Origin of the sequence: Labilibaculum euxinicum (assembly GCF_009795715.1) — a bacterium.
Taxonomy (GTDB): domain Bacteria; phylum Bacteroidota; class Bacteroidia; order Bacteroidales; family Marinifilaceae; genus Labilibaculum; species Labilibaculum euxinus.
In genome coordinates this window covers 142,564-167,439 of the sequence record NZ_WTCR01000006.1, presented here as the reverse complement: position 1 = coordinate 167,439, position 24,876 = coordinate 142,564, and the positions used below count along the sequence as shown (strand labels likewise).

Annotated in this window: 18 protein-coding genes; 13 read left to right on the top strand and 5 right to left on the bottom strand. The window is 35.7% G+C overall.

Features of this window, described 5'->3' with window-relative positions:
* Window positions 1-503: 503 nt before the first annotated feature.
* Both fabG and GQR60_RS09825 read right to left on the bottom strand, forming a co-directional pair.
* A complete protein-coding gene (fabG, locus tag GQR60_RS09830) occupies window positions 504-1,250 on the bottom strand; it encodes a 3-oxoacyl-[acyl-carrier-protein] reductase (RefSeq protein WP_101307946.1) in 747 nt (248 codons plus the stop codon).
* Between the two features lie 366 nt (window positions 1,251-1,616).
* Window positions 1,617-2,369, bottom strand: coding sequence for an SIR2 family NAD-dependent protein deacylase (locus tag GQR60_RS09825; RefSeq protein WP_124992754.1), 753 nt, complete (start codon window positions 2,367-2,369; stop codon window positions 1,617-1,619).
* A 322-nt stretch (window positions 2,370-2,691) separates the two neighbouring features.
* Between GQR60_RS09825 and pstS the strand changes: the two genes are divergently transcribed.
* The 12 genes from pstS to GQR60_RS09765 all read left to right on the top strand — a co-directional run bounded on the left by pstS (window position 2,692) and on the right by GQR60_RS09765 (window position 16,883).
* A complete protein-coding gene (gene pstS, locus GQR60_RS09820) occupies window positions 2,692-3,762 on the top strand; it encodes a phosphate ABC transporter substrate-binding protein PstS (protein ID WP_124992753.1) in 1,071 nt (356 codons plus the stop codon).
* Between the two features lie 153 nt (window positions 3,763-3,915).
* Complete coding sequence (gene pstC / locus GQR60_RS09815; protein WP_124992752.1) at window positions 3,916-4,770, top strand: phosphate ABC transporter permease subunit PstC; 855 nt, start codon at window positions 3,916-3,918, stop codon at window positions 4,768-4,770.
* A 19-nt stretch (window positions 4,771-4,789) separates the two neighbouring features.
* Entirely contained in the window at window positions 4,790-5,683 is an 894-nt protein-coding gene (gene pstA / locus GQR60_RS09810) for a phosphate ABC transporter permease PstA (protein ID WP_124992751.1), read from the top strand.
* Entirely contained in the window at window positions 5,665-6,522 is an 858-nt protein-coding gene (pstB, locus tag GQR60_RS09805) for a phosphate ABC transporter ATP-binding protein PstB (protein ID WP_225441383.1), read from the top strand. The genes pstA and pstB overlap by 19 nt, the downstream gene beginning before the upstream one ends.
* 49 nt (window positions 6,523-6,571) lie before the next feature.
* A complete protein-coding gene (gene phoU, locus GQR60_RS09800; protein WP_124992750.1) occupies window positions 6,572-7,270 on the top strand; it encodes a phosphate signaling complex protein PhoU in 699 nt (232 codons plus the stop codon).
* A 57-nt stretch (window positions 7,271-7,327) separates the two neighbouring features.
* Window positions 7,328-8,017, top strand: a complete 690-nt coding sequence (locus GQR60_RS09795; RefSeq protein ID WP_124992749.1) for a response regulator transcription factor — start codon at window positions 7,328-7,330, stop codon at window positions 8,015-8,017.
* A 20-nt stretch (window positions 8,018-8,037) separates the two neighbouring features.
* Window positions 8,038-9,831, top strand: a complete 1,794-nt coding sequence (locus GQR60_RS09790; protein WP_160463452.1) for a sensor histidine kinase — start codon at window positions 8,038-8,040, stop codon at window positions 9,829-9,831.
* A 152-nt stretch (window positions 9,832-9,983) separates the two neighbouring features.
* Entirely contained in the window at window positions 9,984-10,970 is a 987-nt protein-coding gene (mgrA, locus tag GQR60_RS09785; protein WP_124992748.1) for an L-glyceraldehyde 3-phosphate reductase, read from the top strand.
* 174 nt (window positions 10,971-11,144) lie between these two features.
* Window positions 11,145-11,501, top strand: a complete 357-nt coding sequence (locus GQR60_RS09780) for a hypothetical protein (RefSeq protein WP_124992747.1) — start codon at window positions 11,145-11,147, stop codon at window positions 11,499-11,501.
* 113 nt (window positions 11,502-11,614) lie between these two features.
* On the top strand, window positions 11,615-13,690 hold the full coding sequence (locus tag GQR60_RS09775; RefSeq protein WP_124992746.1) for a tetratricopeptide repeat-containing sensor histidine kinase: 2,076 nt from the start codon (window positions 11,615-11,617) through the stop codon (window positions 13,688-13,690).
* 126 nt (window positions 13,691-13,816) lie between these two features.
* The gene (locus tag GQR60_RS09770) at window positions 13,817-15,430 is read left to right on the top strand and encodes an ABC-F family ATP-binding cassette domain-containing protein (protein WP_124992745.1); all 1,614 of its coding nucleotides are present in this window, start codon (window positions 13,817-13,819) and stop codon (window positions 15,428-15,430) included.
* Between the two features lie 271 nt (window positions 15,431-15,701).
* Window positions 15,702-16,883, top strand: a complete 1,182-nt coding sequence (locus GQR60_RS09765; RefSeq protein WP_124992744.1) for a phosphopentomutase — start codon at window positions 15,702-15,704, stop codon at window positions 16,881-16,883.
* Window positions 16,884-16,986: 103 nt separating this feature from the next.
* On the opposite strand, the gene GQR60_RS09760 is transcribed toward GQR60_RS09765, so the two are convergent.
* The 3 genes from GQR60_RS09760 to GQR60_RS09750 are packed head-to-tail and all read right to left on the bottom strand — an operon-like array spanning window position 16,987 to window position 21,222.
* Window positions 16,987-19,620, bottom strand: a complete 2,634-nt coding sequence (locus GQR60_RS09760) for a transglutaminase domain-containing protein (protein ID WP_124992743.1) — start codon at window positions 19,618-19,620, stop codon at window positions 16,987-16,989.
* 15 nt (window positions 19,621-19,635) lie between these two features.
* A complete protein-coding gene (locus tag GQR60_RS09755) occupies window positions 19,636-20,391 on the bottom strand; it encodes a copper homeostasis protein CutC (RefSeq protein ID WP_124992742.1) in 756 nt (251 codons plus the stop codon).
* Window positions 20,392-20,439: 48 nt separating this feature from the next.
* The gene (locus GQR60_RS09750; RefSeq protein ID WP_124992741.1) at window positions 20,440-21,222 is read right to left on the bottom strand and encodes a hypothetical protein; all 783 of its coding nucleotides are present in this window, start codon (window positions 21,220-21,222) and stop codon (window positions 20,440-20,442) included.
* A gap of 199 nt (window positions 21,223-21,421) precedes the next feature.
* Here GQR60_RS09750 and GQR60_RS09745 point away from each other — a divergent pair, with 199 nt between their 5' ends.
* Window positions 21,422-24,793 (top strand): sensor histidine kinase, encoded by a 3,372-nt coding sequence (locus GQR60_RS09745; RefSeq protein WP_124992740.1) that lies wholly within the window; start codon window positions 21,422-21,424, stop codon window positions 24,791-24,793.
* The last annotated feature ends 83 nt before the right edge of the window (window positions 24,794-24,876 follow it).

Below are 24,876 nucleotides of genomic sequence, written 5' to 3'. Positions count from 1 at the left end.
TCCATTCCGCAATCAAAAAATAGTTTGGAGTGTATCCGGCGCAAGCCAGACCATCGAAAAACAGTTTGGTGAACATCCGGCGCAAGCCAAACAATCAAAAAACAGTTTGGTGAGCATCCGGCACAAGCCAGACTATCAAAAAAAAATTTGGTGAGCATCCGGCACAAGCCAGACAATCAAAAAACAGTTTGGTGAGCATCCGGCGCAAGCCAGACCATCAAAAAACAGTTTGGTGAGCATCCGGCGCAAGCCAGACCATCAAAAAACAGTTTGGTGAGCATCCGGCGCAAGCCAGACCATCAAAAAATAGTTTGGTGAGCACCTGGCACAAGCCAGACCATCGAAAAACAGTTTGGTGAGCATCCGGCGCAAGCCAGACTATCAAAAAATAGTTTGGTGAGCACCTGGCACAAGCCAGATTTTACTTTTGTCCCTCCTTTACAGGGATTGAAAACAAAAAAGCCACCCCGAAGGATGGCTTTGAAATATGATTTTGTAATTTCTTACATGTTCATACCACCACAAACGTGAATGGTTTGTCCGGTTACGTATGAAGAAAGATCGGAACCTAAATAAACACATGTTTTTGCAATTTCTTCAGGAGTACCGCCTCTTTTCAAAGGAATTTTACCAGCCCATTCTTTCACAACATCTTCAGGAAGTTTTCCTGTCATTTCTGTGATAATAAAACCCGGAGCAATTGCATTGGAACGAATTCCACGGGAACCCAATTCTTTAGCTACTGATTTTGTAAAGCCAATAATTCCTGCTTTAGAAGCTGAATAGTTTGCCTGACCGGCATTTCCGCTAACACCTACAACAGAACTCATGTTGATGATAGACCCGCTGCGTTGCTTCAACATTGTTTTTTGAGCTGCTTTGGTAAAGTTGAATACAGATTTCAAGTTCACGTTGATTACCATATCCCACTGCTCTTCGGTCATACGCATTAACAAAGTATCTTTAGTGATACCAGCGTTGTTAACCAAGATATCAATTGCACCAAATTCTGCTACAATTTCATTAACTACTCTGTCAGTATCAGCAAAATTACTTGCATCCGATGCATATCCTTTGGCTTTTACGCCGTAAGAAGCAATTTCTTTTTCAGTTTCGATTGCCTGCTCATTGTAGAACAAATCAGTAAAAGCAACATTAGCACCTTGCTTTGCAAATTCGATTGCAACTGCTTTACCAATACCACGGGATGCACCGGTAATAATAGCTGTTTTTCCTTCTAATAACTTCATGAAATTCTATTTTGATTTTTTACTTTCAATACAACACCCGGGTTATCCGGTTTTTAAAACTAAGATTTCCAACAACTTAAACTGTGATTAATCACACTTGTATTCGAAAATCGAAAACAAATATAAAATATTTTCCTCTATTTTACTTTATGAATTGGGATTTTGAAACGCCCTTTCGGGATTTACTGTAGATTTTACAATTTAATTTTCCGATAACAAAACCCAACTAATCAAAGCGGTAACTTATCTATTCTGCTGAATCAAGTCTTCTAATTCCAGCTTTATCTCACTGGCTATTCTTAGCAGAAATATTTCCTTATTCCTTATCACAAGTTCCCAATTCTATTTTTTTGTGCGATTCTTCCGCTAAATCAACCCCTCCAATTCCAGCAACACTTCACTCGCTTTCCCTTTTAAAAAGATATCCGTAATCTGATTGGTATAATTGGATGCTTCGGTATTGATTTCGATAATTACTGCACCAGCCTGCTTTGCCTCGGCAGGAATCATAGCAGCAGGCATCACCTCTCCCGTGGTTCCTATAATTAATACCACATCGGCGTTTTGTGCTGCCAAAAGTGATCTGCGGTAAGCTGCTTCGGGAATGCCTTCACCAAAAAACACAAAATCGGGCTTCAATATTTGCTTGTCTGCCACGCATCTGGGTGGCAAAACATTCAAGTCAACTTCTTCGGGCAAATAGATTTTCCTGCAATGCGGACAAATCAATTTCTGAGAGTTCCCATGAAATTCCAAAACATTTTTAGATCCTGCCATCTGATGCAAATTATCGATATTCTGCGTTACAAGTGCCTTTAGCAGTCCTTTTGCCTCAAAATCGGCCAACACCCGATGAGCCTCGTTAAATTTTGCCTTTCCAAAAAAATCATAAAATATCGATTTAATGGCTGTCCATGATTCCTTGGGGTGAGAATGAAAGAAATCCAAATCCAGACATTGCGGATCGTATCGGCTCCATAGGCCTTCCGGGCCCCGAAAAGGAGGAATTCCACTCTCTACAGAAACACCGGCTCCGGTAAATGCAATCATCGATCCCGAATTCCGGATCAATTCTGCAGCCAACTGCACATCAACTTTTACATTTAATTTATTTTTCATTTAAAATGTGAATTAATAGTTCAATATATTGAGTTTTAAAGTTGATGCTACAAATTATTCAATCTCCATACGGGATAAAATCACTCCTGAAAATGATACATTTTTAATTTATTCTCGAAAAAACAAGAGATTATGCCCTCTTATTCAGAAACTTAAAAGATGTAACGTTTATTTAACATTCCTGTAACATTCCTGTAATGTTAGCTTCATAACATTGTAGTACCAAAAGATGAGGAGTTTGCTTCTCTTCTGTTGTTAAGAGTGAAATATAAATAATTTAATAAATACAAGAACAATAGTTCTAAACTAAAATCTTAAAAAGATGAAAAAATTTCAACTGCTTCTAACCGCTGTTATTGCTGTTGCCCTTATGGCTGGTTGTGGAGGCTCAGGAAAAGAAAAAGCAAAAACTGCTGAGAAAGCGGAAACTATTACCGGTGCCGGTGCAACTTTCCCACAACCATTTTACAACAAAATTTTCAAAAACTACTCATCAGAAAAAGGTTTGCTGGTTACTTATGGTGGAATCGGATCTGGCGGAGGAATTCGCAGTCTGAAAGATGAAATTGTAGATTTTGGTGCAAGTGATGCATTTCTAAACGATGCCAAATTGGCTGAAATGCCGGGTAAAGTTCTTCATATTCCTACCTGTTTGGGTGCCGTTGTTGCAGCATACAACCTTCCTGAAAAACCAGAACTAAAATTCACTCCTGAACTGATGGAAGGTATTTTCATGGGTAAAATTACAAACTGGAACGATGCTAAAATTGCAGCTGTAAATCCTGGTATTAACTTACCCGATTTAGCCATTACTGTAGTTTACCGTTCTGATGGAAGTGGAACAACTTTCATTTTCAGCGATTACATGAGTAAAGTTAGTGCTGATTGGAAAGAAAAAATTGGTACAGGAAAAGCATTGCAATGGCCTGTTGGAATAGGTGCAAAAGGAAATCCTGGAGTTGCCGGAACTATCAGCCAAACTGTTGGTGCAATTGGTTATATCGGATCGGAATATGCATTTGCTCAAGACATTCCTGTTGCAAGCATTCAAAATTTAGCTGGCAACTTTATTAAGCCTTCTGTTGAATCGGTAAGTGCTTCGGCAAAAGGTGAAATGCCTGCCGATACACGTGTTAGTTTAACAAACACTGATGCTGTTGATGGATATCCTATCTCAAGTTTTACCTGGTTGATCATCTACAAGGAGCAGAATTACAAGAACAGAAGTCTTGATCAGGCTGTTCAAACCATAAAATTGATTGATTGGGCAATTAGTGCTGATGCGCAAAAAGAAACTACAAAAGTTCATTATGCACCACTTCCTGAAACTGCGGTTGCAAAAGCAAAAGCTGTTTTGAGTACTGTTACCTATAATGGTAAGTCTTTAAAATAACAAACTGATTAATTTCAATATTGAACTTGCTTCCAGTTTATTTGTATTCGTACAATAAAAAGTTCTCCAGACTTAGAAGCTGTTTAAATTTATTTTTAAACAGTTTCTCAATTGGAAGCAAGTTCTTCATTTAACAGGAACCGTTCAAAGCTTATGAACAGCGAAAAAATATTTCGATATCTTTTAATTGGTAGTGGTGTTTTGATAGTACTGATTGCTATAGGAATTGTAACTACCTTATTTATTGGATCAATCCCCTCATTTAAAGAATTTGGTTTTGGTTTTATTTATTCAACAGACTGGAATCCAACCCAAGGAAGAGAATCGTATGGTGCTCTCCCCTTTATTATTGGAACGCTGGTCACTTCAGTTCTGGCATTACTAATAACATTTCCATTTGCCTTTTCCATCTCACTGTTTTTAGGCGAATATTTCAAGAATGGTAAATTACCATCTTTTTTACGATCTGTGATCGATCTGTTGGCAGGTATCCCATCCGTTGTATACGGTTTATGGGGATTTTATGCTTTACGTCCCATAATTACCGACTTGGGGCTAAACGCTCAGGGATTTGGTATTTTTACATCATCCATAATTCTCGCAATCATGATAATCCCTTACGCATCCTCTCTTGGATCGGAAGTGATCTCAATGGTTCCGGGCAGTTTAAAAGAAGCCGCATATTCTCTTGGTGCTACCCGGTTTGAAGTTGTAAAAACGGTTATCATCCCCAATGCAGGATCAGGAATATTTGCAGGATACATTCTTGCATTAGGAAGAGCAATTGGAGAAACAATGGCAGTAACCATGCTGATTGGTAACTCCAACAAAATCCCAACCGGAATTTTCGATTTAGGAAACACTATGGCAAGTTTAATCGCCAATCAATTTGGTGAAGCCGATGGTTTAAAATACACCTCATTGGTTGAAATAGGATTGCTCTTATTTGTAATTACAGGTATTGTGAACTACATCGGCAAATTAATCATGAAAAAATTATCGGCTTAGCCGTAATAAGATATATAGAATGAATACATCTGCTCAAATATCGAATGCTAAGCTAAACAGGCGATTGCTTAAGGATAAGCTATTCACCTACGCAATTATATTTTTGGCATTTCTCTCAAGTGTCCCTCTTTTTCTTATCCTTTTCGAGTTGATAAAAAAGGGATACAAACAAATTAACATCAGCTTCTTTTATAAAGTTGCACCAGATACCATGGAGGCAATGGTTGCTGTTAAAAACAATGAAATTATTCCCGGCGGTATAGCCAACGGAATAGTCGGCACATTAATTATTGTTGGAATGGCTTCATTGATTGCTATTCCTGTAGGGATTATTTGCGGCATGTATCTGGCCGAAAATTCGAAAGGTAAATTTGCCGGTGTGGTTCGTTTTATAGTAGACATGCTGCAAGGAGTTCCATCCATTGTACTTGGTGTTATCGGATACATTTGGGTGGTGAAACCAATAACTGCCGGCTTTTCCAGCTTAGCAGGAAGTGTTGCCCTTTCAATCATGATGTTACCCTCGATAGTTCGCTCAACGGAAGAAACGCTGAAAATGATACCTGGAACTCTAAAGGAAGCCGCTCTTTCTTTAGGCGTTCCCTATCACAAAACCATGCTAAGAGTCGTGCTTCCATCAGGTATCAGCGGAATTCTTACGGGCGTGATTCTTGGTATATCAAGAATTGCGGGAGAAACGGCTCCATTAATGCTGACAGCTCTGGGAAGTGCTGCAATCAGCACAGATATAACAGAACCATCAAGTGCTATTCCCCTATTGGTTTGGGAGTTTTACAACGATCCAAACCTTGTAGATATGATTTGGAGTGCATCCTTGTTCCTGTTAATTTTGATTTTATGTTTAAATCTTACCGCTAAAGCAATCGCAAAAAGATGGAAAGTACAGTATTAGAAAAAAAAGAAGTAGAAGCTGAAGTAAAAGCACAACCTTATAAAGTCAACAACATGATGCAAAACCCAATTGAAAAAATAGAATCTCCTATTTTAAACATCGATAAACTTTCTGTTTCCTACGGCGGAGACAAATATTCGATTAATGATGTTTCTGCGGGAATTGCAAAAAATAAAATCACAGCAATTATGGGACCTTCGGGTTGTGGTAAAAGCACATTGCTTAGAGCCATTAACCGAATGCACGAATTGTATCCTGATACGCACAACAAAGGTTCTGTTTATCTTGGCGAAGAAGATATTTATAAGATGAATCCTATTTTACTGAGAAGAAAGATTGGAATGGTTTTTCAACGTCCAAACCCTTTTCCGACTATGAGTATTTACGACAATGTAATTGCCGGTTATCTTTTAAATGGAATTAAATTGAAAAGAAAAGAAAAAGATGAAATTGTTGAGAAATCTTTACGTGAGGTTGGTTTGTGGAGCGAGGTAAAAGATTCCCTTCACAACAAAGGAACATTTCTATCGGGAGGACAACAGCAACGCCTTTGTATTGCACGGGCACTTGCCTACACTCCTGAAATTATTCTGTTGGATGAACCTACGTCTGCATTGGATCCGATTGCAACAGCAAAAATTGAAGATCTGCTGGTAAAACTGAAGAAGGATTTTACAATTGTTTTGGTTACGCACAACATGTCGCAGGCTGCAAGAATATCAGACTATTCGATGTTTATGTATTTAGGCGAATTGGTTGAATATGGTAAAACCAAACAGATGTTTACCATGCCTAAGGACAAGCGTACCGAAGAATACCTAACCGGAAAATTTGGTTGATTTTCATTAATTACCCGATTCACATACTAACAAAACAAATTCACATACAATGTCAATCAAAAAAGATAAAAAATTCGATAAGCTTGATAATGATTTCGCTAAAATGCAAACACTGCTTTTTCAACAGTTTGATATTTTAGAAGAGGTGGTCAATCATGGCTTGGATAAAATAGAAAAAGGACTGATAGACACGTTTAAAAAAAACGAAAATAAAATTGATCAGTTCGAAATAAAAATGAGTGACAACATTATTGAAACAATTGGTTTGCAACACCCCATGGCAAGCGATTTGCGCCTTTTAGTCTCTTACTTTAGAATGATTGGCCATATTGAAAGAATTGGTGATCAGCTGAATAACATCATGCGGTTTTTTCATAAAATGGAGCCGCCAACAATTCATGAGAATCATAAAGATTCGGTTTTAAACATGCTGTCGATAAGCGCAGAAATGGTTAAAAAAGCATTAATATCCTTTGAGGACGGGGATCGTGAATATGCTATCTGGACCATTAAAAATGATGAGATCGTTGACGAAATGCAATCGAAAATTTTGAAACGAATGGTTCGAAAAAATTCACCCAAAAGCAGTGAACCAACCGAAATTTTCAATCTGTTAAATTTCAACAGCATATTAGGTAATATCGAGCGAATAGCAGACAATGCAACAAATATTGCTGAAGCGGCAATTTATTACCAGCAAGGCATTGATTTGCGCCATATGGAGTTGCCTGAAGAGGATCAATTATAAGCAATAAAAGTTGGTGAACTACTAAAACTTGAAACTCAACTTTTTTAATTAAAAACCATGAAGGATTTAAAAATATTAGTAGTTGATGACGAAGAGGATTTATGCGAAATCCTCCAGTTCAACCTTAAACAGGAAGGATTTGATGTAGATGTTGCCTATTCTGCAGAACAAGCCTTGAAATTAGAGCTTAAAACGTACGATTTCTTCCTTTTAGACATTATGATGGGTGAAATTTCAGGGCTCGATTTAGCAAAAATAATTCGAAGAAATCCTGATCTGTCAGAAAAACCAATACTTTTTATTACAGCGAAAACAAGCGAGGCAGATAAACTTATTGGTTTTAATGCGGGAGCAGATGATTATGTATCCAAACCTTTCTCGGTAAAAGAAATTATTGCAAGAATTAATGTAATTTGCAAACGCGTTTTTTCTGATTCAAAAGAAGATGCTGTTTTCGAATTCGAAGATTTGAAAATGATATCGGAATCGAAAAAAGTGTGTATCGATGGAAAGGACATCGGTTTAACAAAAACCGAGTACGAAATACTTCGATTGCTCATCAGTCATACGGGAAGAATATATTCCAGAGACGAAATAATGAGTATTATCTGGGCGAATGACAGCTCGATTGGCGACAGAACAGTGGATGTTAATGTAAGACGAATAAGAAAAAAAATTGGTGAATATCATAAATTCATTAAAACAAAATCTGGCTATGGTTACTATTTTGAACCTAGAACAAATTGATGACCCTAATCTATAATTTCATGCAAAAACTCATTCAAAAATCCGGTTCAAAATACAAAAAGAGATTGTTCTTTTTCTTCTTTCTTATTGTTTTGATATTCTCTGTGTTAATTGGAGGATTTCAATACAGTCAGGAACGTTTGTATCGAAGAGAGAAACTGGAATATGCTCTTAATATTTATACACAGCAGGTACATGAGCTAATTCAAAAAAAAGGACTGAATAAAACTCTTAATTTTTCGGAAGTTGACACATTGCGTGCCTTAATGCCTGATAAAGACATAAGAATATCGGTTATCACCGCAAAAGGTAAGGTCGTTTACGACTCGTATGTGGAAAACATTGAAAGACTGGATAACCACATCAACCGACCTGAAGTACAGAAATCATTGCATTCCCAAAAAGGAAGCAACATTCGTTTATCTGGTTCTACCGGACAATCCTATTACTATTATTCAAAAAACTACTACGAATATTTTGTTCGTACAGCTCTTCCAATCAACGAAAGTGTACTCAGCTTTTTAAAGGCCAACACTCTGTTTTTCTATTTTCTGTTTGGTTTGTTTGGTGTTACCGTAATTTTTCTGATTTACGCGACAGAGCATTTTGGAAATTCGATTTCAAAACTTCGAAAATTTGCCATTAATGCCGCCCATAACAGAGAAATTGATCCAAATGAGGATTTTGGAAAAACAGAATTGGGTGAAATTAGTCACCAGATTGTAAAAATATACCGCAAACTAACAAAAACAACCGAGGCTCTTAGTCTGGAGAAAGAAAAGCTGATTATGCACCTTCAGATTGCACAGGAAGGTGTTGCCATATTTGATAAAAAAAAGAACCTGATTCTATGGAACAGTCATTTTATCGATTACATCAATTATTTGGCTCACATTTCAAGTCATAACTATCAGGAACTGTTCGAGCTTCCGGAATTAAAAGAAATCACTGATTTTATCGATACAAACATCAAAAAACTGGGAACAAATTACATCCCGAACGTCGATATAATCAGTACGAAAAAAACCATTACAATCGGACATAAAGTGTTTCTTTTCCAAGTAGTTGTTTTTACCGACGGTAATTTCGAAATCTCGGTAAACGACATCACCAAAATGGAAAATGAGAAAACCATTAAACAGGAAATGACTTTGAACATAGCACACGAGCTAAAAACTCCTGTAACTGCCGTTTCCGGATTTTTGGAAACCATTAAGGATAATCCGACTATGGATGAAGACAAAAAAGTACAATTCATTGAACGTTCGTGTCTGCAGATTAATCGTTTATCGAATTTAATTCAGGATATTTCTTTTCTCACAAAAATTGAAGAAGCCAATGAATTGTTTGCCATTGAAGAGGTGAATGTAAAAGAAATGGTTCAGGAGATGCTCACCGATTTTGAATTAAAACTGGCAGAAACAAAAATGGAAATTGAACTAAACTTCCCTTCGGATCTTAAAGTAAAAGGTAATTCGGAATTGTTGGATTCTATTTTCAGAAATTTAATAGATAACTCGATAAAATACGCCGGAGAAGGATGTAAAATTAAACTCACACATTATTTCGAAGATACAAATTACCATTACTTCTCGGTTACCGATAATGGAATTGGAATAAAAGAAGAGCATTTGCCACGTATTTTTGAACGGTTTTACCGCGGAGATCATGGCCGGTCAAGAAAAATGGGTGGTACGGGTTTAGGTTTATCGATCGTGAAAAATGCGGTTGCCTATCACAAAGGAAGAATATTTGTTAAAAAACGAAAAGAAAAGGGGATTGAGTTCTTTTTCTCACTGAAAAAGACCTTATAAAAAAACTCATACTATATTTAAACCACAGAAGTTTCTGTGGTTTTTTTGTTTTAGCTTGTTCTCATTGAAATATTCGATTCTGATTCACTCACATTCGAACATGTTTAAACATTTCTTACTATCTTCACTTTTCGTATAAAATTTGAATAACTATGTACAAAGCATCTGAAAACAGATATGATGATATGCCCTACCGAAGATGTGGGCAAAGTGGTTTATTACTGCCTGCAATTTCTTTAGGATTGTGGCATAATTTCGGACATGTAGATGTCTATAATGAGTTCAGAAAGATTATTTTTCATGCCTTTGACCGGGGAATTACCCATTTCGATTTGGCCAACAATTATGGACCACCTCCAGGTTCTGCTGAAGAAAATTTTGGAAAAATTCTGAAAGAAGATTTAAAGCTATATCGTGACGAAATGATTATTTCGACTAAAGCAGGATATAAAATGTGGTCCGGGCCATATGGTGATTGGGGGTCGCGTAAGTATCTAATTTCAAGCCTGGATCAAAGTTTGAAAAGAATGGGACTCGATTATGTAGATATCTTCTATTCTCATCGTCCCGATCCCAATACACCCATAGAGGAAACCATGATGGCACTGGATCATGTTGTCCGTCAGGGTAAGGCATTGTATGCTGGCATTTCAAATTACAGTGCCGATCAAACACGCGAAGCCTCAAGAATATTACGGGAACTGGGAACTCCCTGCCTTATTCATCAGCCAAAATATTCGATGTTTGAGCGTTGGGTTGAAAATGGCTTGTTAGATGTTCTGGAAGAAGATGGAATTGGAGGCATCGCCTTCTCTCCTTTGGCACAAGGAATGTTGACCAATAAATATTTGAAAGGGATTCCTGAAGGTTCGAGAGCAGCCAAATCGCATGGTTTTTTGCAAAAAGAGCAGATTACTGAAAAAGTAATAGATAAAGTTAAAGCTCTGAATGAAATCGCCGAAAAGCGAGGACAAAGTTTAGCTCAAATGGCAATTGCCTGGCTGCTAAAAGATAAACGAATTACTTCGGTTTTGGTTGGCGCAAGTTCGGTGAATCAACTCGACCAAAACATAAATTCTGTTGCAAATTTACATTTTGAAGCAATGGAATTGGAAGCTATTCAGAAAATATTGAATTAAATTTAATTGAATACTAACATTTTTTCTTAATGCTCGTAAATGTTTACTTTAAATTAATAATCACAAACGAACATTTACTTATGAAACTCCATGCCAAGGATATTCTGACACACAGGGAGATGATTATTCCAGCATGGTAAGTTCCATATGGCAAAAACTTAAAATTAAAAACATATGAAATTATTTAAACCCTTCGTAAACCTTACAAAATCAGCATCAACTGGAGTTTATACTATTAATTCCGTAGTTTCTTTACCAAAAGACTACGCACTTAGTTCTATAGAACAAGGACTTATAGAGATAGACGGAAAAAAAGTATGGTCAGTAACAGCTACTGTAACCACTAACGGTTCGTTAGAAACGGATATTGTTGAATTTGCCGTTCCTATAAAACAAGGACCTACAGATGAAATCAAGAAAGTGAATATGATTGTTAAGCAAGCTTTATCTGGGGATTCTTCAGTAGGAAATCCTGTTGAAGAAAACAGAACCGATGTTGATTATGATGATGCCGAAACAACCAACCCTTAGCTAATAGTACTTACAAAAGAATGATAAATATTGGAAACTTATAATTTAGTAATCCGATTTTTATCATTCATTTTTTCGCCTTAAATTGCTCAATAGTTTTAATCGAATTTGGTATGAGAAAACTTGTTTTGTTATTAATCATATTTATATTTGTAGCAAAGCCCTTAGCTTTTACTCAGAATTTAGATTCTATTGACAAAAAATTAGATTCTATTTCAGACATTCATTTAAAAATTGAATTCTTAAATGAATGGACAGGCAAAAACTATCGAAAATTACCAGTTGAAGCAATTCATTATGCAAAGGAAGCTATAAAGTATGCAGAAAAATCCGAAAACCACTCAGGAGCTGGAAATGCCCTCATTCGTATTGCTTTAGTACATTTTCGTAAGGAAGACTATACTCAGTCAATATCTTTTTTTAATAAAGCTCTTGATAAATTCATACTATCCAACGATTCTCTTGGTATAAATAACACCTATTTAAACAGAGGAATCGTTTATCGAAATATGAATAAATACAATCTGGCTATTGTTGATTTATTTACTTGTATGGAATATTTCGAAAACAACAACAATACCTTTGAGCTACCCTTATCCTACAACAGTATTGGACTAATATATAAGGCTTTAAAAAAATACAACAAAGCCCTGGAATATTATTACAAGGCTGAAAAAATTTACAAAGAGCGGAATCAAATTTCTTTCTTGTATACCTCAAATACGAATATTGCCAACATACTTTCCATTCAGAATAATTTTCAAGAAGCGTTAGATTATTACAAAAAAAATCTTGATGTTTTAAAAGAGGCCCCCAATAAGTATAAACTAGCGCAAACCTATCACAACATGGGCTCTTGTTTTTTTGAAATGGGACAATATCCGTTTGCTTTGGAGTACTTAAATAAAAGTTTGGAATTAAAAGAAAAAATTGGAAATAAAAACCTTCTAATATCTACCATTAATAGTCTGGCTCACGTTTATTATCAGAAAGAATTATATACCAAGGCTTTAATATACCGTAAAAAAGCTCTTACTCTTGCGGTTGAGACCAAAAATATTGAATATCAAAAAAATTGCAATCACGAACTTTTCAAGATTTTCACACATTTAAATATGGCCGATACTGCAATCTTCTATTTTTCTCAATATGAACTACTAAAAGATAGTATTTTCAGCCATGAAAATCTAAAACAGATTGCAGAGATTCAGGAAAAATACGAATCGGAGAAAAAAGAAACGCAAATTACTTTATTGGAAAAAGAGAACAAAAGTAAAATGTGGCAACGAAACAGTTTAATAGTATTGTTGATTTTACTACTTGGCTACGCTATTTTTATTGTCCGTTCGTATTACAGAAATAAAAAAACACATCGATTACTGCAATTGCAAAATGAGAGGATTCAATGGCATAAAACTCTCTTAGACCAAAAAAACGAGGCATTATCGGATTCCAACAAAACCAAAAACAGGTTGTTTCAAATCATTTCGCACGATCTGCGCTCTCCTTTAGCATCTGTATATAATATTGCCCAGTTGATCAAAATTTTTATTCAGCAAAGAAAATATCAATTACTCGAGGAAAGCTGCCACGACATGGAAGAATCCATAAGTAATGTATTGAGTCTAACCGATAATCTTCTATCCTGGTCTTTAAATCAATCAGGTAAACTGCCATACAAACCTGCTATTCTATCACTTAAACCACTTTTAGAAAATAATCTTCGAACCTATTCGAGTGTAGCAAAACAAAAAAACATCCATCTACAATTACTACTTGAAGAAACCGTTATGGTTTTTGCCGATCGCCAAATGCTGGATACAGTAATTCGTAACCTAATTAACAACTCACTAAAATTCACGAAGCCAGGAGGAGTTATTGCGATCGGCCTAAATCAAAGTGATAACTTCGTTGAACTGTGGATAAAAGATAGCGGAATAGGAATTTCTGAAGATCAAATTGCGCATCTTTTTGAAATAGATCATTCTCAATCTTATAATGGAACCAATGGCGAAAAAGGAAATGGATTAGGTTTACTCCTTTGTAAGCAATTTATTGAACAAAACAAAGGAGAAATACGGGTTGAGAGCACTTTAAATTTGGGAACAACCTTCCGGATTACAATTCCTGCTGCCGAAAATACAAATGAAATTGCATCCATTCTTTCTTCAAACGCAAATTCAAATTAAACCTGTTTTTTTTTTGCACTGGTTTCCTTTCTTTAAAAATTACTTAAAAGTTAATCCTACAATCGGATTAGATCTAAAATAAAAATCACTAATTTTGCAGCCTTAATAATTAAAGGAAATAAGTGTATGATTTCAGTTTCAAATTTATCTATTCAATTTGGTAAAAAACCTCTTTTTCAGGATGTTAATATAAAATTCACTCCTGGAAACTGCTACGGAGTTATTGGTGCAAATGGTGCCGGTAAGTCTACCCTAATAAAAATCATTTCCGGTGAGTTGGATTCTACAACAGGATCGATATCGATGGAACCAGGTGAAAGAATGGCGGTTTTAAAGCAGAATCACTTTGAATTTGATGAATTTACAGTTCTAGATACTGTAATTATGGGTCACTCAGAATTGTGGGCTGTATTGCAGGAAAAAAATGATATTTACGCAAAACCCGATTTTTCGGAAGCTGATGGAATTAAAGCATCGGAACTGGAAGAACAATTCGCTGAAATGGATGGTTGGAATGCTGAAAGCGGAGCAGCAGAATTATTAAGCGGTTTGGGCATTAAAGAAGCTCTTCATTACAAGCTAATGAAAGAACTGAGTGGTAAGGAAAAAGTTCGTGTATTATTGGCACAGGCACTTTTTGGAAACCCGGACAATTTGCTTCTCGATGAGCCTACCAATGACCTTGATCTTGAAACAGTAATGTGGTTGGAAAATTATCTGGCCAACTTCGAAAATACAGTTATTGTGGTATCGCATGACCGTCACTTTTTAGATTCGGTATGTACCGATATTGTTGATATCGATTTTGGAAAAGTTAAAATGTTTTCAGGTAACTACACCTTCTGGTACGAATCCAGTCAGTTAGCTGCCCGTCAGCAGGCAAATCAGAATAAAAAGGCTGAAGAGAAGAAAAAAGAACTTCAGGAATTTATTGCCCGATTCAGTGCCAATGTAGCCAAATCGAAGCAAACAACTTCCCGAAAAAAGATGATCGAAAAATTGGATATTTCGGATATTCAAGCCTCTACCCGCCGCTATCCCGGTATTATTTTTCAGCAGGAACGTGAAGCCGGAGATAAAATTTTCTCTTGTTCAGGTTTAAGTAAAAGCCTGGATGGAGAAGTTCTATTTAAAGATGTAGAATTCACGATCGAAAAAGGTGAGAAAGTAATATTCCTTTCCAGAGATCCTCGTGCAATGTCTGCCCTTTTCGATATCATCAACGGAATAGAAAAAGCAGACAGTGGTAATTATGAATGGGGAGTTACGATTACACCAGCATATTTACCTCTTGACAATACTGAATTCTTTCAGGAACCAATTACTTTAATCGATTGGTTAGCTCAATATTCAAGTGATACCAGCGAAGTTTATCTTCGAGGATACCTTGGCAAAATGCTTTTCTCTGGTGAGGATATTTACAAAAAAGCAAATGTTCTTTCGGGAGGTGAAAAAGTTCGTTGTATGGTTTCCAGAATGATGTTGAAAAATGCCAACCTATTGGTTTTGGATACACCAACCAATCACCTTGATCTGGAATCGATTCAATCATTCAATAATTCATTGATCAACTTTGGTGGTACCGTATTGATGTCGTCTCATGACCACGAATTTATTCAAACAATTTCTACTCGTGTTATTGAATTAACTCCTAATGGAATCATTGATAAATTAATGGATTACGATGATTATATTTCCAGCGAGAAAATTAAAGAGCAAAGAGAAAACTTATACAATTAAGTCTAAATTAAACCTATATATCTCATCCCCCGGACATCTATTTGTTTGGGGGATTCTTTTATTCTTGAGTTAAGGAAAACTCATCAAGTTATAATACAAATAAGATACCCGCACGAAAGATCATCACAAAATATTTTTTACCTTCTTCATAGTCCAATCAAGAACATTTATTATAATTATTAATTGCTAATTTATAATTGTTCTACTAACTTTGCCCCACTACCTAAACAACCCTTCATCAGTATATTTTATACACTTTAAACACAAGTTTATGATTCCTAAAATAGAACGCGCTACAATTGTGGTGCTGGATAGCGCTGGCGTTGGATATTTACCAGATGCTGAAGAATTTGGAGATGTTGGCTCCAATACATTTGGAAATATTGCCAAACATTGTAATGGTATTAATTTACCAAATATGCAGAAACTAGGTCTTGGCAACCTTACTGACATTGTAGGTGTTGCATCAAGCAACAACACAAACGGAGCCTACGGAAAAGCTGCCGAAGCTTCCAAGGGCAAAGATACAACAACCGGTCACTGGGAGATTGCCGGAGTTAAGCTGGAACGTGCTTTCCCTACCTATGCGAATGGATTTTCAGAAAAAACCATTCAATTATTTGAAGAAAGAACCGGCAGAAAAGTAATGGCTAACAAGCCTGCTTCAGGAACTGCTATTCTTGACGAATACGGAGAAGAACAAATGAAAACTGGTAACTGGATTATTTATACTTCTGCCGATCCTGTTTTTCAGATTGCTGCTCACGAAGAAATTATTCCTTTGGAAGAATTGTACCGGGCCTGTGAAATCGCTTTGGAAATTTGCTCCGAACATGAACCTGTAGCGCGTGTAATTGCACGTCCGTACCTGGGAAGCGGTGAAGGAAATTTTGCCAGAACAGCAAATCGTCACGATTATTCTGTTACGCCACCCGCTCCAACTGTTCTCGATCGCCTAAGCGAAAGCGGATTGGATGTTATCGGTATTGGTAAAACAAAAGATATTTTTGCAGGGCAAGGAATTACTGACTCCCGCGGAACCAATAAGGATAATGAGGATGGAATCAACAAAACTCTGATTGCTTTAAAAGAAGATTCAAAAGGTTTGATCTTTACGAATCTGGTCGATTTTGATATGATGTTTGGACATCGTAGAAATCCGGAAGGATACAAAGCTGCTTTGGAAGAATTTGATCGTTATTTGCCGCAAATTCAGGCAAATTTAAAGGACGATGAAATTTTAATTCTGACTGCCGATCACGGATGTGATCCCACTTACCCTGGAACTGATCACACAAGAGAGTACATTCCAATAATGGTGTTTGGTAAAAATATCAAACAAAATGTTGATTTGGGAACCAGAACCTCTTTTACTGATATTGCTGCTACTATTGAAGAACTTTTATTGGGGAATAAGGTAGAAGGCAGTTTTGCAGAAGAACTTTACAATTAGACTTTTACAACAAAAAATAAAACAATATTTTCAAAATAAAAATGCCACCTCAAATAATTGAAGCGGCATTTTTTTTATTCCTTCACGAGATTCCTGTTTTAGATTATTTTTCCAAAATTTTGAGCAAATGCTCATGAATCCCAATTTTATATCCGCGGGAAGCGAACTGAATATCGCCATTGGAATGTAAAACCAATAGCAATGGCTTCTCAACTTTACCTGTAATTCTCAACTCCTTTTTAGCCTGTATAATCAACTCATTGTTTTTATCTTTATACAGCTTGTAATTTGATGGCATATTAGCAAAAAAAGCGTCTGTTAAGTTTTCATCAGAAATTTCTTCTGCCTGCAATACAACAATATTACCATTCCATTCCTGATATCTCTTTCTGATATCTTTAAATTCTTCCATTAAATGTCGGGTTGGTTCTTTTCCTGGTTCCAGCCACATCAAAACAATCGCATCCTGCTTCTCTAATGATTTAAGGCTTACACTTTCCCCATTATCATTAAAAACCTTCAGGTTAATATCCAAATGACCCAATATCTTACTCTCAACCTTTGGATCTCTGAATATCAAATCAATTTTAGTAGTCTGATTTTTAAAAACTTCAAAATGATTCAAATGTGCATAAACAGTTCCGTCAACACCACGTTTGCCTGTTACCAACCGATATTTTCCGGCTTCCAATTCCAGTTTTGAAGGCAAATCGGATAATTTAGAATCCCAGCCATAATCAAGACTTTCATAAACACCATCAATCATTTTTCCGATTGTAAAATGCATATAATAAGCCGGATCAAAATCCTTTGCAGTTTTATTCAACATCACAAAACCCGTAATTGGCTGATTAACTATTTGTTTCTCAAAATAAATATTCAACCATTCTTTACCATCGAAATACTGCGGTGTTTTTTCTGCTGGCTCCAAACGCGAAGGAATCCCTAAACTTCGGCAAAGAGCTACAAAAAATACATCTCTGGATTCAGCATTTGAGATTCTCAGCTCATAAACACCCTTTGGGGTAATTGGCAGATTGTAATAATTCTCTTCTTCGGTGATTTGTATTTCATCTAAAATCCATTGTTTAATTTGCTCAACTATTTCAGATCGTTCGCCGGTAAATTTATCTTGAAACGCCTTTTGCAAGTATCCGCGGTAAGCAATTAACCACTCATTGCTGATTCTTGGATTCAAAACATATTTCAAATAAAGCTCCTTGGAACTGTAATCTTCCAACTTGTATTTTCCGATCGTATTACTCAAATGATCTTCCAGTATTTCAGATCGCGTATCACGCAGATCTTTATAAGCAATTAAATTAAGAAGATCAACTGCAATTGCACCATTTCCTTCAGATGTAGATTTAATAAATTTCTGAATCTCTTTCCAATTTCCCTGACTTTTCTTGAAGCTGTTCCAGATTATTCCTGCATCCAAAGATTTTTCATCAGCTAATTTACAGGCAGTAATTGAATCTATAAAAGTGGTTCTATATTGCATTCGAATACTATCTTCATAGGGCAGACGAATATCATTTTGTTTCTTTTTGCTCTCATCAACCGAATAAGGATCTTGCTCAACCGGAGGAACCATATTTAAATCGGCAATTTGCTCTCCATAAAAACCACGACCCAATTCCAAACAAAGCGTATCGGTTTGCTTTACGCTTATTTTCCTGCCAGCATACTCCCCCTCTTTACCAGCCCAGATAAGCAGATCACCCAAACCTGTAGTGAGGAAAGATATTCCATCAGAATCGGTATTCTTACTCGCAATTGGATAAAACTCAGCATAGTTATACAATCCAAAATCTACTTTTGCATTTTCAACTGAATTACCCGATTGATCTACGACCTGCACGTAAATTTTCTTCACATCAGCATAATTCTCCACCACATTAATCTCAGTGAAATTATCTGAACGCTTTACAACTTCATAATCTCCCTCAAAATCACCAAACACTTTGGTATGCACCAGCATGGCTCTACGTGCAGGTTCGGTAAACCAACCCATATTCAAATCGGGTTCAGGCTCACAAGCGCCTAAATAAGACCATTTCCCATCTTCCCAAACTTCCACCCAAGCATGATTATCATCGCTATGTGCCCAACGTGGCGTATAAACCTGACGGGCAGGAATACCTACAGATCGTAGGGCAGTAACGGTAAATGTTGATTCTTCACCACACCTTCCCCATGAAGTTCTCACAATGCTAAGCGGTCCGCTTGTGCGAATATCTGTTGGAGCATAATTTACTTTTTCGTGACACCAATGATTCACTTCCAACACTGCCTCTTTCATCGACATGCCTTTTAATCTTGGTTTCAACTCTTTCAGAAAAACCCATCGGGCCGAATCTAAATTTTCATTGTTTACACGGTATGGCAGCACAAAATGACGAAATAATTCATCCGGCACTTTTTTACCCCACTCAAAACTTTCTCTGGCCTCAAATGAAGATCGAACTTGTTTTAAGAAGAAATCGCCATTGTAATCGGCCAAATCGCACAAAGGCATGTAGGCATATAAAAACTGCAATGCTTCTTTTTCTTCAGTAGTAATATTTTCTTGGAATACCGAGAAAAGTTCATTTGACCTATTGGATGCAAATTCTTTTCGTTTTTCGAATCGATTGGAAATTTTTGCACGAACGGCATTGTCTTGAATAAAATGTACATCGGAACAGCCCCAAAAGAAAATGAGACCGAGCAGAAGGATAGAAATCTTCCTCATTAGTAGAATCGTTAGTTATTTGTCCTCGGCTTTTAGGATGCTTACAATTTTACTAATTTTCTTGGAGTCTGCCTCATAAAATTCAAATTCAGGCACATTTTCTTCGCCTCCCATGGCAATTTTAGGATTCTGATATTCCATTTTCCCTCTCACCAAAGACTTTGCTGAACAATGAAACTCTTCAGCACCAGTATTTTGTTTTAAACACAATATATTTTCATGATTGATACCACTTCCCGGCATGATCACTATTCGCCCACTTGCCTTTTCAACTAAACTTTTAAGTAAATCTGTGCCCATTACAGCAGTTTGTTCTCCTCCGGATGTGAGAATTCGATCGGTTCCAATCTCTATTAATTGTTCCAAAGCTTTAAAATGATCATTCACCATATCAAAAGCTCTGTGAAAAGTGAAATTCATTGGTTTTGCCAAATCGATCAATTCCTTGGTTCTTTCCACATCAACATTACCATCAGGAAACAGAACACCTGATACAATTCCATTCACACCAATTTCTTTGCAGTGAATTACATCCAGCTTCATACACTCAAACTCAATATCAGAGTAACAAAAATCGGCTCCTCGAGGTCTGATAATTACATGCACAGGAATGCTAACTGATTCTTTAGTTATTTTGATACATGAAGCACTAGGAGTAGTTCCTCCTTCATGAACACCAGTACACAATTCAATTCGATCAGCACCAGACTGTTCTGCTATAATCGCCGATTGAACAGAGTAACAACATATTTCGAGTAGAGATGTTTTCATTTTATATATAGCAATAAAAAAGCCTCTTTTTTGTAAGAGGCTTCTGCATTATAATTGTATTTTTTGATTATTAAGATAATCTACAAATTGAACTAAACTTCTTTCATTTTTAGGATTTATCTTATTCTGGTTTATAAAATCATATAATTTAGGTCGCTTATTAAATTGTTTTTTTAATTTACTTTTCGTTTTCCCCAATTGAATTAAATCGGCTCCTTTAAAAATAAAATAATTCTGTTCTTTTACTATTTTACTCGATTTCTGCCCTGCATCTAACTGAATATTATAATTTGATGGTTGTATTTTAGTATTATATCTGCATAGTAAAGAATTTTCATCATCAACCAACACTTTATAGAATCCTTTTTGTGAAGACTTCAATATACACTCGGTTATAAATAAGTCCTCATCAATATTAAAAACAATACTTCTTATACGAAAGCTCGGCAATACTTTTACTTCCCCTTTATACTTAACCTCGAGTTCATTCCTTTGCAAATCTATTCGAGTTTCAATACCTTTTATAACACTACTATCCGTTACCAAATAGATATCAGCTTTTTTCCAATCATCACATAAATAGAAGGACCCTATCTGTGTTTTTTTTCTTGATAAATTAAGTTTATTTGGATCATTCACTACATTACCTCCAAACAGTTTCATTGAATTTGCCTCAATCCTCATACTAGATGCACCAGGAAAACCTCTTGAACTTTGTCCAAAACTAGACTGATTACACAATAACAGAAAAAGCCCTATCCCCATAATGACTTTTAATTTACTTTGCCCAGATCCTTTTTTATCTGAATTTTGTAGGTTAACTAATTTCATTTGTTTTAATTTAATGTGATTCAATTAATACATAACAATACTATAAAAGTATTTATTTTATTAATTAAAACATAATTTACTCTAATAAGACTCATATTTCATTTAAGATTTTAGTAAAACATACATTTGTCTAATTAACAACAAAAAACAATCATAAATTTTCACTAATTTGTGTCTCGAACTATAACCTCTGCATCCAATGACCAGATCCAAACTGATTCTCTTTATTGTTGGGCTATTTTGTACTCTCACCCTTTATTCACAGCAAAATAACATCCGGTTCAAAAGAATTACCATCAATGAAGGCCTGTCCCTCAGCTCAGTCTACTGTATTTTTCAAGATTCGAAAGGGTTTATGTGGTTTGGCACGGAGGATGGATTGAATCGTTACGATGGTAAAAATTTTACGATTTACAGGAGCAATCCTGAAGATTCCAATAGTATTTCCTACAAATGGATCGAGCAAATAATTGAAGACAGTACTGGAAACTTATGGTTTGGTTCAAGAGGAGGATTAACCCGGTTTAATCCGGTAACGGAAATTTTCACACAGTACAGAGGCATAGAACCTAACCGCCAGTTAAGTAATGACACAATCACTCACCTATCTGAAGATCAGAACAATCGATTATGGGTAGGCAGTCTAAAAGGAATTACCTGTATAAATACCAAACTTGGAGTTATTGAGAAGGATGAATATCCCAAAGATTTAAATTCAAAGATCAATTGCTTTCTTGCTGACAGTAAAAACTTCTGGATTGGTACTGAGCTTGGACTTTTTTACTATGATTCAGAACAAAAATCATTCAAAGAAATAGAACTTCTAAAATCCGGTTCAAAATGGAATGTAACAAGTCTTGCAAGCACCGATAAATATTTATGGGTTGGAACCAGCAATGGTGTGATTTCGATTTCAAAAAATTCATTAACTGTAGATGCACAGAACTTTTTAAACGGACTGCATATAGAAAACATATTACCAGACTCGGCAAATGGCTTATGGGTAGTTACCAATAATGCTCTATTCAGAAAAGATAATTCTTCTGAAAATTTCCACAAAGCAGTAAGATCGTTCGAGGTGACTAACAGTCTTTCGATAAATACAAACAAACCAATATTAAAAAGCAGCAACGAAGAAATATGGTTTGGCACATTTGGATCAGGAATCTATCGGATTAATCCATTAACCAATCAAAAATCACACTACCAAAACAATTCTGCAGATCCTCAAAGTTTATCGGAGAACTCAATAAACTGTATTTACGAGGATAGAAATGGAATTATTTGGATTGGAACATTTGGTGCTGGAATCAGCATCTACGATCCTCAATCTCATAAATTTGAACTTTTTAAAAATAATCCTTTAAATAAAAACAGTTTAGTCAGCAACTTTGTATGGTCTGTCTGGGAAGATCACAATGGCGACCTATGGATTGGAACAAACAACAAAGGCATTTCAAAATACATCGTAAAAAGGGATAGTTTTGTTCATTACGATGTTCGGAAATCAGATAATTCTCCCTATTCAGCAATACGAAAAGTGCTTGAAGACAGGAAAAATAATATTTGGATAGGAACAGATGGTGAAGGGTTATTCAAACTAAATCCTATTACAGGTCATAAAACTCAATACAAACACATATCGAATAACAATACTTCTCTTTGTGACAATTCTGTCAGGGTAATTTTTGAAGACAGTGAAGGAATTATTTGGATTGGAACCCGAGGTGGTTTAAGTCGTTACCATGACAAAACCAATAATTTCACACAATACAAACATATTGAAGGAAATACAAAAAGCCTATCGCACAACTTCATTTATTCAACTATATATGAAGATTCAAAAGGCCTGTTATGGATTGGCACATACGGAGGCGGTTTAAATATTTACGATAAAAAAACAAACACATTTAAGAGTTATCAATACAATAAAAACACGAAGGATGGTCTTTCCGACAACGTTGTTTTCTCTGTTTACGAAGACAAGAATGGCATATTTTGGCTGGGAACAAACAATAAATTAAATCGCTTTGATGCTAAAACAGGTCTGTTTTCTCATTTTGGCACGGAAGAAGGTTTACCCAATAATGTTGTTTATGGAGTATTGCCTGATGATTTTGGAAACCTCTGGCTGAGTACAAATAATGGGATTTGCAGATTTTCAACAAAAGACTACTCAGTAAAAAACTTTACTGTTGATGATGGATTACAAAGCAAAGAATTTAATGGCGGAGCTTTTCACAAAGGAAAAAGTGGAAAATTATATTTTGGAGGCGTTTATGGTTTAAATGCAATCGATCCTAATATTAAATTCATTGAAGAGAGAACCTATAATGTTGTCCTTACCAAACTCGAAATTCATGGACAAAAAGTTCGGGTTTCACATTCCAATGCCAAAAATTCCAATAATCTTATTCATTATTCAAAAGCAAACGACTCGTATTATCTCAAAAAGAGTATTGCCTACACTGACAGCATTGAACTCGAGTACGCCCAACGCTTCTTCTCTATAGAATTTTCGTCGTTATCGTCTTTTTCGACAGACAAGATTAATTACACTTACCAATTACAAGGTTTGGAAAATAAATGGGTTCATTCAGGAAATCGTAACTATGTATCCTACTCCAATCTCTCGCCTGGTAAATACATATTTAAGGTAAAAGCTCAGAATCAAGACAAACAATGGACTGAACATTCAAAAGAATTGTTCATTGAAATATTTCCACCATTTTACCTGACATGGTGGTTTATTCTTCTTGAAATAGTAATTGGAACGATAATTACAATTTTTATTTACCGATTCTTACTTAATACCAGAACCAATAAATTGCTAATTCAACAAAACGAAAGAATCAGAAGCACAAACCTGCAATTGAAAGAATTGAATGCCACTAAAGACAAATTCTTTCGAATCATTTCTCACGATTTAAAAAATCCATTCACAAGTCTGCTTTCAATAAGTGAAATGATTCATGAAAATTATGATTTAGTGGAAGATCAGGAAAAAAGAACTGGCATTAAGAAAGTTCATGAATCGGTAAAACACATTTATACATTATTAGAGAATCTATTAACCTGGTCAAAATCACAAACGAATAAAATTGATTTCCATGCTGAAATATTTAACCTGACTGATTTAGTTGAGCAGTCAATTTGTTTGTACAGCGCATCAGCTGAAAAAAAAGAAATTAAAATTATTTTGCTCAATTCTGAAAAAAATCTCGCTTTTGCAGATCAAAATATGTGCAGCTTAATTATAAGAAATCTCATTAACAATGCAATAAAATTCTCAGAGCCAAAAAGTCAGATTGAGATTGATATACAAGATAAAAATGACTTTCTGGAAGTTCAAATTACAGATCATGGTATTGGTATCGCCAAGGAAAATATTGATAAACTTTTCCGTATCGACTTAAAATACAAATCAACAGGTACTGCCGGCGAAAAAGGAACAGGATTAGGTCTTTTGCTATGTAAAGAATTCGTAGAATCGAATGGTGGTAAAATTTGGGTTGAAAGTACATTGGGCGAAGGAAGTACTTTTCACCTTCATATTCCCCGATCTAAATAAGTTGTTTAAATACCAAAACATATAGTAATGGTTTGATTTTCGCTATAATTTAAAGATATTTGCACCTGTTAACCTAACGAGAG

What these genes read in the sequence shown, in the direction of transcription:
- fabG (WP_101307946.1), bottom strand. Translation starts at nt 1,250, where the DNA reads ATGAAGTTATTAGAAGGAAAAACAGCTATTATTACCGGTGCATCCCGT.
- GQR60_RS09825 (WP_124992754.1), bottom strand. Translation starts at nt 2,369, where the DNA reads ATGAAAAATAAATTAAATGTAAAAGTTGATGTGCAGTTGGCTGCAGAA.
- pstS (WP_124992753.1), top strand. Translation starts at nt 2,692, where the DNA reads ATGAAAAAATTTCAACTGCTTCTAACCGCTGTTATTGCTGTTGCCCTT.
- pstC (WP_124992752.1), top strand. Translation starts at nt 3,916, where the DNA reads ATGAACAGCGAAAAAATATTTCGATATCTTTTAATTGGTAGTGGTGTT.
- pstA (WP_124992751.1), top strand. Translation starts at nt 4,790, where the DNA reads ATGAATACATCTGCTCAAATATCGAATGCTAAGCTAAACAGGCGATTG.
- pstB (WP_225441383.1), top strand. Translation starts at nt 5,665, where the DNA reads ATGGAAAGTACAGTATTAGAAAAAAAAGAAGTAGAAGCTGAAGTAAAA.
- phoU (WP_124992750.1), top strand. Translation starts at nt 6,572, where the DNA reads ATGTCAATCAAAAAAGATAAAAAATTCGATAAGCTTGATAATGATTTC.
- GQR60_RS09795 (WP_124992749.1), top strand. Translation starts at nt 7,328, where the DNA reads ATGAAGGATTTAAAAATATTAGTAGTTGATGACGAAGAGGATTTATGC.
- GQR60_RS09790 (WP_160463452.1), top strand. Translation starts at nt 8,038, where the DNA reads ATGCAAAAACTCATTCAAAAATCCGGTTCAAAATACAAAAAGAGATTG.
- mgrA (WP_124992748.1), top strand. Translation starts at nt 9,984, where the DNA reads ATGTACAAAGCATCTGAAAACAGATATGATGATATGCCCTACCGAAGA.
- GQR60_RS09780 (WP_124992747.1), top strand. Translation starts at nt 11,145, where the DNA reads ATGAAATTATTTAAACCCTTCGTAAACCTTACAAAATCAGCATCAACT.
- GQR60_RS09775 (WP_124992746.1), top strand. Translation starts at nt 11,615, where the DNA reads ATGAGAAAACTTGTTTTGTTATTAATCATATTTATATTTGTAGCAAAG.
- GQR60_RS09770 (WP_124992745.1), top strand. Translation starts at nt 13,817, where the DNA reads ATGATTTCAGTTTCAAATTTATCTATTCAATTTGGTAAAAAACCTCTT.
- GQR60_RS09765 (WP_124992744.1), top strand. Translation starts at nt 15,702, where the DNA reads ATGATTCCTAAAATAGAACGCGCTACAATTGTGGTGCTGGATAGCGCT.
- GQR60_RS09760 (WP_124992743.1), bottom strand. Translation starts at nt 19,620, where the DNA reads ATGAGGAAGATTTCTATCCTTCTGCTCGGTCTCATTTTCTTTTGGGGC.
- GQR60_RS09755 (WP_124992742.1), bottom strand. Translation starts at nt 20,391, where the DNA reads ATGAAAACATCTCTACTCGAAATATGTTGTTACTCTGTTCAATCGGCG.
- GQR60_RS09750 (WP_124992741.1), bottom strand. Translation starts at nt 21,222, where the DNA reads ATGAAATTAGTTAACCTACAAAATTCAGATAAAAAAGGATCTGGGCAA.
- GQR60_RS09745 (WP_124992740.1), top strand. Translation starts at nt 21,422, where the DNA reads ATGACCAGATCCAAACTGATTCTCTTTATTGTTGGGCTATTTTGTACT.